The sequence below is a fragment of the Pseudomonas sp. Soil_N_39 genome, assembly GCF_057655955.1.
Genome location: NZ_JBDGLI010000031.1, coordinates 20,061 through 29,355, shown reverse-complemented (window position 1 = coordinate 29,355; position 9,295 = coordinate 20,061). Strand labels below are relative to the sequence as shown.

General features: G+C 61.4%; 6 protein-coding genes and 1 rRNA gene. All 7 read left to right on the top strand.

Going from position 1 to position 9,295, the window contains the following annotated elements:
• Positions 1–75 (top strand): 5S ribosomal RNA (rrf, locus tag AC3A5O_RS28095); the annotation flags it as partial.
• A gap of 174 nt (positions 76–249) precedes the next feature.
• Positions 250–885: an NADH:ubiquinone oxidoreductase subunit N gene (locus AC3A5O_RS28090; RefSeq protein ID WP_122566760.1), complete on the top strand. Its 636-nt coding sequence runs from the start codon at positions 250–252 to the stop codon at positions 883–885.
• A 157-nt stretch (positions 886–1,042) separates the two neighbouring features.
• Positions 1,043–2,548, top strand: coding sequence for a YdgA family protein (locus tag AC3A5O_RS28085; protein ID WP_122566759.1), 1,506 nt, complete (start codon positions 1,043–1,045; stop codon positions 2,546–2,548).
• A 245-nt stretch (positions 2,549–2,793) separates the two neighbouring features.
• A complete protein-coding gene (gene pgaA / locus AC3A5O_RS28080; protein WP_305491458.1) occupies positions 2,794–5,274 on the top strand; it encodes a poly-beta-1,6 N-acetyl-D-glucosamine export porin PgaA in 2,481 nt (826 codons plus the stop codon).
• A gap of 12 nt (positions 5,275–5,286) precedes the next feature.
• Positions 5,287–7,284 (top strand): poly-beta-1,6-N-acetyl-D-glucosamine N-deacetylase PgaB, encoded by a 1,998-nt coding sequence (gene pgaB, locus AC3A5O_RS28075; protein WP_305491459.1) that lies wholly within the window; start codon positions 5,287–5,289, stop codon positions 7,282–7,284.
• Between the two features lies 1 nt (position 7,285).
• A complete protein-coding gene (pgaC, locus tag AC3A5O_RS28070; RefSeq protein ID WP_122566756.1) occupies positions 7,286–8,641 on the top strand; it encodes a poly-beta-1,6-N-acetyl-D-glucosamine synthase in 1,356 nt (451 codons plus the stop codon).
• Positions 8,638–9,144 carry a poly-beta-1,6-N-acetyl-D-glucosamine biosynthesis protein PgaD gene (gene pgaD, locus AC3A5O_RS28065; RefSeq protein WP_122566755.1) on the top strand — a complete coding sequence of 169 codons (507 nt, stop codon included), beginning with the start codon at positions 8,638–8,640 and terminating at the stop codon, positions 9,142–9,144. The genes pgaC and pgaD overlap by 4 nt, the downstream gene beginning before the upstream one ends.
• Positions 9,145–9,295: the final 151 nt, after the last annotated feature.

Below are 9,295 nucleotides of genomic sequence, written 5' to 3'. Positions count from 1 at the left end.
GAACTCAGCAGTGAAACGATGCATCGCCGATGGTAGTGTGGGGTTTCCCCATGTGAGAGTAGGTCATCGTCAAGATTGAATTCCCAGAACCCCTGTCTGCATCAGCAGACAGGGGTTTTGTCGTTTTGGGCCGGTAATCGGATCGAGCCCCTGATGCCACGGCAAACCCCCAATGCCGTTGCTATGCTGTGAAAGGCGGGCCCTGGCGACAAAGGGCCCGCGACGTCACTGGTCATGGGGATTCCAATAATGAAAAACCCTTATGCTCCCGGCTTTTGGTGCGCCACTGCGGCATTGCTGCTGCTTTCGGCAACTTATTTTTATGGCGTCATGCTCACTCACCAAATTGACAAGGCGCTGCTGTTCCTCGACAGCGCGGCGGCGTTGATCGGCGTGATATCCATTGCAGTCGTGGCCTGGGCTTCGCTTCAGGGCCAACGAATCAAGAAAAAACACCTTGAGCAAGGCAAGACCCTGGTGCTGATTTGGGACACCAAGGTGGCGCTGCGACGTGTCGAAACAGTGTTTGACCGTTATTTCTGGGGCAGTTATTGGCAGCCTGGCCGCACGTTCCAGGAAGTCATGGGCGAGCTCACCGGCACCCCGCTGGAAAAAAGCCTCGAAGCCCTGAAAACCCAGTGCGCGGCCTTGGACAAGCAGGTCACCCAGGACGGCTGGCACTGGCTCAACAACGCCCGCGAGTTGTGTGACGTGGCTAACGCCATGGCTCGGGAGCGCTATCAACTGGATTTTTGCGATTCACGCGCAGATTCATCGGGTGCCGCTGTGATCAATCGCGATTTCGAAGTGCTGGTGTACACCTGGACAGCCCGGCTCAAGACGTTCGATCATCAGCTCGACGAGATCGAAGTCCAATATTCGTAGACCACCTCTCAAGAAAACGTTTTTACCCCTATAAACATTGGGCCCGCAGGGGTGCCTGATGGTAATCTCCCCTCCTCTTTGCGGCGTCGAGCCACCCCCTTTGCGGGTCAGGGAAGACGACGGCTTTCTTCAACCATGGATATCGATCGGGTCACTCATGAATAAATCAGCAAGCGTACTTCTGGGAATCGTTGTGGCTGTCGGTGCTATCAGCGCGGGCGGCGCCTGGTACACCGGGACCAAACTCGAAGGCGTGTTGAAAAATGCTATTGCCGATAGCAATAAGCAGATGCAGACCGCCTTGGCCGGGTCCAACAGCAGTGCCGCCCTGGAGCTGGTTTCCATGGACCGTGGCACATTTAGCAGCACCGCCCACTACCGTCTCAAAGGCGAAGGCGAGATGTTCGGTGGTGAGTCGGTCGAGCTGCTCTTCGTCGACCGGATCGAGCACGGCCCACTGCCATTCTCTCGCTTGATCACGCTCAAGTGGCTGCCGGTCATGGCCACCAGTCACACCGCGCTGGAGCGCAATCCACTGACTGACAAATGGTTCGCCGCGACCAAGGACCAGTCCCCACTCAAAGGTGTGGTCAACCTGGGCTACGACGAGTCCATCAACGGCACCTACGAGCTGCTGCCATTGGAAACCAAGTTGGATGAGCAATCCCAGCTCACCTTCTCCGGCCTGAAAATCGACTTGGCCGCCAGCGCCCAAGGCCAGAAGGTCAAGGCTGACGGCTACATGGACAGCTTCAAGTTGACCACCGTTGCCGAAGACCAGACACCCGTGCAGGTCGAGCTGAACGGCCTGACATTGGCCAGCAACCTGAGCAAAAGCTCATACGGTTACTACATGGGCGACAACACCCTGCTGATGAGCAACACCAAGGCCACCTTCGGTGAGCCTAAGTCGGTGCTGGGTCTGAAGAACTTCGAAATGAAGAACAGCAGCAGCGAGAACGGCACCAGCGCTTCGGGGCGTGCCGATTACAAGATCGGTGAGCTGTCGTTCAACGACAAGACCATCGGTTCGGCGCAGATGGCGGTCAGCCTGAAGAACCTGGACATCCCGGCCACCATGTCGCTGATGCAGATCTACCAGACCAAGCTGCAACCCTACGAAAAAGCGGCCGCCGAAGCAGCTGCAGCCGGTGAACCGGCGCCGGAGTTGAGCCTGACCGAAGCTGAAGAAGCACAGGTCAAAGCCGATCTGGAAAAACTCTTGGCCGGTGCCCCGCAAGTGGCCTTGGAAAATCTGTCGTTCAACACCGCCAACGGTGAAAGCCGTGCCAGCCTGATCGTTGATCTGACCAAGCCGCAGTCCATGGACCTGCCGCCGGATGAACTGGGACGTCAGTTGCTCGCCCTGCTGGATTTCAATCTCAAGGTTTCCAAGCCGATGCTGGTGGACCTCATGACTGTGCAGGCACAGATGGAAGGCCAGACGGATGCCAAGCTGATCGCCGATCAAGCCACGGCTACCAGCGATATGTTCAGCGCCATGGCCGTTGGTACTCAATTGGCGACCCTTGAAGGCAACGACGTTGTCACCAAGTTGCACTACGCCAACAACCAGGTCGATTTCAATGGCCAGAAAATGACCGTTGAGCAATTCACGGCATTTGTGATGAACAAGCTGGGCGGCGGCGTCGCTATCCAGTAAGCCGTTCAAGTCACACCCAGAACCCGGCCCGTGCATGACGCATGGCCGGGTTTTTTTATGCCCACCGATCAGCCCAGCGCCGAAATCTGTATCGATTCTGAAGAATTGTGGCGTTCCTGAAGATGACCCGCCCGAGAGTGCAAGACTAGGCCCATTAGAGCTTGGCTGGATTCCTTTGATCCGGCTTCCTGTTTGATGGGCAAGGGGGCACTGCGACCCGGCTGGCCATGTAAGGATGCTGACGAATGCCGCGTACTGTGGGTCCTTTTATTCAACGTGGTTTGCGCCCGTTGTTTCGCGTCGCACTGTGCAGCCAACTGTGCTGGCCGATGCTGGCGTTTGCCGATAGCGCCTATGACCAAATGGTGCTCGATGCCCGTGCAGGTCATTACACGCCTGCGCTGACTGCGTTGCGCCAGGTGCCGGCCGGCCAGGCCAGCGCCGCGCAAATCAGTGACCACCTGCAGATCGCCAGTTGGGCCGGTCTCGATACCGAGGTGGTGACGGTCTATGAAACCCAGGGCCGCAATCGAGCGTTGCCGGTCCAGGCGCTGACTGCAACGGCTCGTGCCTATCGCAACCTCAAGCGCTGGGATTCGGCGGCCGAGCTGTACCGCCAGGCCTTGGTGATCGATCCTCAGAATCCCGATTTGCAACTTGGTCTGGCTTTGACCCAGGCCGATGCAGGCCAGCCCGACGAAGCTGTCACTCGCGCCAAGGCCCTGGTCGCTGCCAAGCCGACAGATCCGATGCGTCGACTGGCACTGGGCTATGCCTTGACCCGCGCCAACAGCCCCCACGAAGCGCTGTTCGAATACGATCAAGCCTTCACTCGCGCGGGTAACCGCCCAGAGGTTGCGCGCGAATACATCTACGCCCTGCAACGCGCACGGCTGCCGGAGCCTGCGCTGCGCCTGGCGCGTCTGCAACCGGGGCTGATCGACCGTGGCGTGCAGCGACGCCTGGAAGGTGACGTCGCCGCCGAGCGGGTGCGCCTGGCGGACATGGCCAGCCGCAGCGAACAGGAGCGCTTCATCATTGCCGACCGCGCCCTGGCCGACTACGACAAGTTGCTCGCCACCTGGACCCCGGTGGCCGAGGCCCATGACGACGTACTCCGTTGGCGCATCGATCGCATGGGCGCCCTCAACGCCCGCGCCCGTCGGGCTGAAGTGATTGCCGAATACCAGACGTTGCTCGCCGAGGGTGTGAGCATTCCCACTTATGCCCTGCGCTGGGTGGCCTCTTCCTATCTGGAACAGCGAGAGCCGGAAATCGCCGTCGATCTGTACCGCCGGGTCCTGATCGCGCCGGATGCCGATCCTGCGGAGCGTTTTGAAGACAGCACCGCGCTCTACTACGCGTTGCTGGAAAGTGAAAAATCCGAAGAGGCCCGTGCACTGGCCGAAGACATGGCGAAAGCCCAGCGTCCGCGCATCGAACTCAAGGGCCTGCCGATCGGCAACCCCAACGATGAATGGATGGACGCCCAGCAACTCGCCGCCCAGGCCGGCACGTACGGCGCCGATTTGCCCTCTGCCGAGGCGCGCCTGGACACCTTGGTCAACCAAGGCCCCGGTAACACCGGTATGCGCCTGGCCCAGGCCGATCTGTACCAGGCCCGTGACTGGCCGCGCCGTTCGGAAAACCTGCTCAAGGAAGTCGAGGCCACGATCCCGCGCAACCGGGATCTGGAAGTCGCCCAGGCCCGCGCCGCCATGGATTTGCAGGAATGGCGGCAGATGGATGCGTTGACCGACGACGTGGTCGCCCGCTACCCGGAAAACGCCCATGTCAAACGTCTGCAACGCCAGCGTGAGGTACACGACATGGCCGAGCTGCGCATCGAGGCCTACACCGGCAAGAGTTATGGCGGTGGCAGCGGTGACGCCGGTGCAGTGACTGGCAGCCGGGATTTTGGCATCGAAACGCTGCTCTACAGCCCGCCCATCGATGAAGACTGGCGGCTGTTCGGCGGTGCCGGCTACGCCACCGGTGATTTCGAGGAAGGCACCGGCCATCATCGTTGGCAGCGTCTGGGCGTGGAGCGTCGCACTCGGGACATGACGCTGGAGGCCGAGGTCTCCAATCACTCCTACGGTTCCGGCGACAAGCAAGGCGCACGCGTGGCCGTGGCGCGGGACATCGACGACCACTGGCAATACGGCGGTAGCCTGGATTACCTCTCGGCCAATACCCCGCTGCGGGCGCTCAACAGCGGCATCCGCGCTAACGGCGGGAGTGGTTTCGTCCGTTGGCGGGCCAATGAAAGCCGCGAGTGGCGACTGGCGGTCAGCCCGTCCCATTTCAGCGATGGCAACAACCGTCTCGAAACCCTGCTGACTGGCCGCGAGGGCATCTACAGCGCGCCGCGCCTGCAAGTGGAACTGGGCCTGGAAGTGGGCGCCAGCCGCAACAGCGGCTCCAACGAAGTGCCCTATTTCAACCCGAAAGCGGATTTCAGCGTCATGCCGACCGTGAGCGCCAACCACGTGTTGTATCGCCGCTACGAAACCACGTGGAGCCAGCAGTTCCAGGTCGGTGCCGGTACTTACAGCCAGCGCGACTACAACACCGGGGCCATGGGATTGCTCAGCTACGGCCAGCGTTTCATCTGGAACGACGTGCTAGAGGCAGGTGCCGCGCTGAGCTGGCTCAACCGCCCTTACGACGGCGATCGCGAAAGCGATCTGCGCCTGCTTGTCGACCTCACCTATCGCTTCTAGAAGAGTTTGAAGATGCCTGTCATTTCGCGATTCATCCTTCTGCTGGGGGCCTTGCTGATCAGCGCTTGTGCCCAGCAAGCCCCGGCGTTCACGCCGCCCTCGCAGCGTCCGCTGGCGGCCAACGACGCGCCGTGGCCAAAGAACCATGTGCTCGGCATCGCCTACCACGATGTCGACGACCGAGACCCGGACCAGGCGCTGGTGGCCGTGCGCACCGAACGGTTGATCGAACAGTTGGCGTGGCTACGGGAAAACAACTACCAGCCGGTCACGGTGGACCAGATCATCACGGCCCGCAATGGCGGTCCGGAACTGCCGCCGCGTGCGGTGCTGCTGAGTTTCGACGACGGCTACTCGAGCTTTTATACCCGCGTCATGCCCATCCTGCGCGCCTATAACTGGCCGGCGATCCTCGCTCCGGTCGGCAGTTGGGTGGATACGCCACTGAACCAAACGGTGGATTTCGCCGGAGTGCCGCGCAAGCGTTCCGAGTTCCTGACCTGGGAGCAGATTCGCGAGGTGTCGAAATCGGGCCTGGTGGAAATCGCCGCCCACACAGACGCCAATCACAAAGGCGTGCTCGCCAACCCGCAAGGCAACCAGCAACCCGCCGCAACCACCCGGCGCTACGACCCGGCCACCGGTCGTTACGAGACCGAGGCCGATTTCCAGGCTCGCTTGCGCAAGGACGTGGCGGCCATTTCCGAGAAAATCCGCAAGGTCGCCGGTTATAGCCCACGCGTTTGGGTCTGGCCTTACGGTGAAGCCGACGGTACTGCGTTGCAGGTGATTGGCAGTGAGGGCTATCAAATGGCCCTGACCCTGGAGGACGGCCTCGACAGCCTGGATAACCTGATGAGCGGCCCACGTTTCCTGGTGGCGTCCGATCCGGATGGTGCCCATTTCGCCGAAAGCATCGTGTCGGTGCAGACGATTGACCCGATGCGCGTGGTGCATGTCGACCTGGATTATGTCTACGACCCGGACCCGGTGCAGCAGGAAGCCAACGTCGGCAAGTTGGTCCAGCGCATTTCCGACCTGGGTGCCAATACGGTGTTTCTGCAAGCCTTCGCCGACCCGAAAGGCGACGGTCTCGTGCATTCGTTGTACTTCCCCAACCGTCACTTGCCGGTGCGCGCTGACCTGTTCGACCGGGTCGCATGGCAACTGCGCACCCGGGCCAATGCCAAGGTCTATGCCTGGATGCCGGTGCTCAGTTTTGCCTTGGACGCGAAGCTGCCACGGGTCCAGCGCTGGGATCCGGAAACCGGTAAGACTGGCGTCGCCCCGGATCAATACGTGCGCCTGTCGCCGTTCGACCCGAACGTGCGCAAGGTCATCGGCGAGATCTACCAGGACCTGGCGCGGATGAGCTCGTTGGATGGCGTTCTGTACCATGACGACGCGGTGTTCTCCGACTTCGAGGATGCCAGCCCCGCGGCCCTGAAAGTCTATGCCGCCCACGGCTTGCCGACGTCCATCGCCGCCCTGCGGGATGACCCCGCGGCGATGCAGCGCTGGACCCGCTTCAAGAGCCGCTACCTGATCGACTTCACCCATGAGCTGACCGCCAAGGTTCGGGCGATTCGCGGCCCTCAGGTTCGGACAGCGCGCAATATCTTTGCCGAACCGATGCTCAATCCGGAAAGCGAAGCCTGGTTCGCCCAGAACCTCGACGATTTCCTTGGCGCTTACGACTGGACGGCACCGATGGCCATGCCGCTGATGGAAAAGCAGACCCGCGCACAATCCGGCCCCTGGCTCGAGCGCCTGGTAGACACCGTCAAGGCTCGCCCCGGCGCGCTCAAGCGCACGGTATTCGAATTGCAAGCCCGTGACTGGCACAGCAAGCCGGTCAGCGACATCGACGGCGAACAACTGGCTGACTGGATGGGGCGCCTCAAGCGCAAAGGCGTGACCAGCTTCGGCTACTACCCGGACAACTTCATCGAAGACCAGCCCGCCGTGAAAACCGTGCGGCCGGCGCTCTCCAACAAGTGGAATCCTTGACATGCTCGACAGACTGCTCGCCCTGCTGGTGCTGGCGATCGTCCTTGGGGTACCCCTGGGCCTGATCTTCCTGGTCACCGGGCAATTCCTGATGGACTTCGTGTTCTTTTACCCGCTGTTCATGTCCGGGCTGTGGATTGCCGGCGGCCTGTATTTCTGGCTGCACTGGGAGCGCCACTGGCCATGGAAGGACGACACCTTGCCACCGGCCCTGGCGGGCGAGCCGCTGATCAGCATCCTGATCCCGTGCTTCAACGAAGGCGACAACGTCGCCGACACCATTCACGCGGCGCTGGGCCAGCATTATCCGAACATCGAAGTCATCGCCATCAACGACGGCTCCAAGGACAACACCGCCCAGATGCTCGATCAACTGGCGGCGGAAGACCCGCGCCTACGTGTCTTGCACCTGGCGGAAAACCAGGGCAAGGCCGTGGCCCTGCGCATGGGCGCCATCGCGGCGCGCAGCGAATACCTGGTGTGCATCGACGGTGACGCGCTGCTGGCGCCGAACACCTGTGCTTACCTGGTGGCGCCGATGCTGGACAACGCCCGCCTCGGCGCGGTGACCGGCAACCCGCGCATCCGCACCCGCTCGACCTTGATAGGTCGGGTCCAGGTCGGCGAGTTCTCCTCGATCATCGGCCTGATCAAGCGTACCCAGCGGGTCTTCGGGCGGATCTTCACCGTGTCCGGCGTAATCGTCGCGTTCCGACGCACGGCCCTGCACCGGGTCGGCTACTGGAGCCCGGACATGATTACCGAAGACATCGACATCAGTTGGAAGCTGCAGCTGGATCACTGGAGCATCTTCTACGAGCCACGCGCGCTGTGCTGGATTCTCATGCCCGAAACCCTGCGCGGCCTGTGGCGGCAACGCCTGCGCTGGGCCCAGGGGGGCGCCGAGGTGCTGTTCAAGAACATCCGTGGCATCTGGCAATACCGCCACCGCTACCTGTGGCCGCTGCTGTTCGAATACTGCCTGTCCACCGGCTGGGCGTTCACCTTCCTGCTGTCGGTGATCTTCTGGGGCGCCGGTAAATTCGTCGAGATGCCAGCGGCCATCGCCGTGGATCACCTGATGCCGCCAGCCTTCACCGGCCTGTTGCTGGCGGTGGTGTGCCTGTTGCAGTTCGCGGTGAGCATCCTGATCGACCGGCGCTACGAAAAAGGCCTGTGGCACATCATGTTCTGGGTGGTCTGGTACCCGTTGGTGTTCTGGCTGATCAGCCTGTTCACCACCCTGGTGAGCTTTCCCAAAGTGCTGTTCGGGCAGCATCAGAAGCGTGCGCGCTGGATCAGCCCGGATCGCGGTATCAAACCATTCGATGATCAGGAAGAGGAAGTGATCCGATGAAAATTATCAGGACCCGGCAACGGCCTTTTCTGGTGGTCATCGATGCGCTTTTCACCGTGCTGGCGTGGGTGGGGCTGTTGTATTTGCTGGTCAATGGGCTGTGGTCGCTGCTCGACAGCCAGGCCGGCCCGCGCCTGGGAGGGTCGCTGTTCGACACCCTGGGGACTTTGCAGGTTTATGGTTGGATCGCGTTGGTCAACGCGGTGCTGCTGATTACCTGGGCGCGTTATCAACAACGCAAAAGTCGCAGCTTCGCCCAGCGTCGGCTGCCGGCGCCGGTGGTGGATGACCAGGGCTTGAGCGCCAGTTTCAAGTTGACCGGTGAGCGTCTGGATACGTTGCGCCAGCCCGGTTCGAAGACCATCCACAACAACCAGGACGGCGACATCAGCCACGTCGTACCGCATTTCCATTTGCTCAGTCCGGAGTTGCAGCCAGCGCCTCTGGCGCCATTGGAGCGGCCCCGGGTTATCCATTTGCCGGCGGATCAGTCCGTACATTGATGCAAGCCGATCCATCGCTATCGCGAGCAAGCTCGCTCCCACAGGGGATTGGGGTGTGGCAGATCTTTCGGTCACACAGAACAAAAACTGTGGGAGCGAGCTTGCTCGCGATGGCGTCGGGTCAGCCATCTTGAAGTCGACTGACCCATCG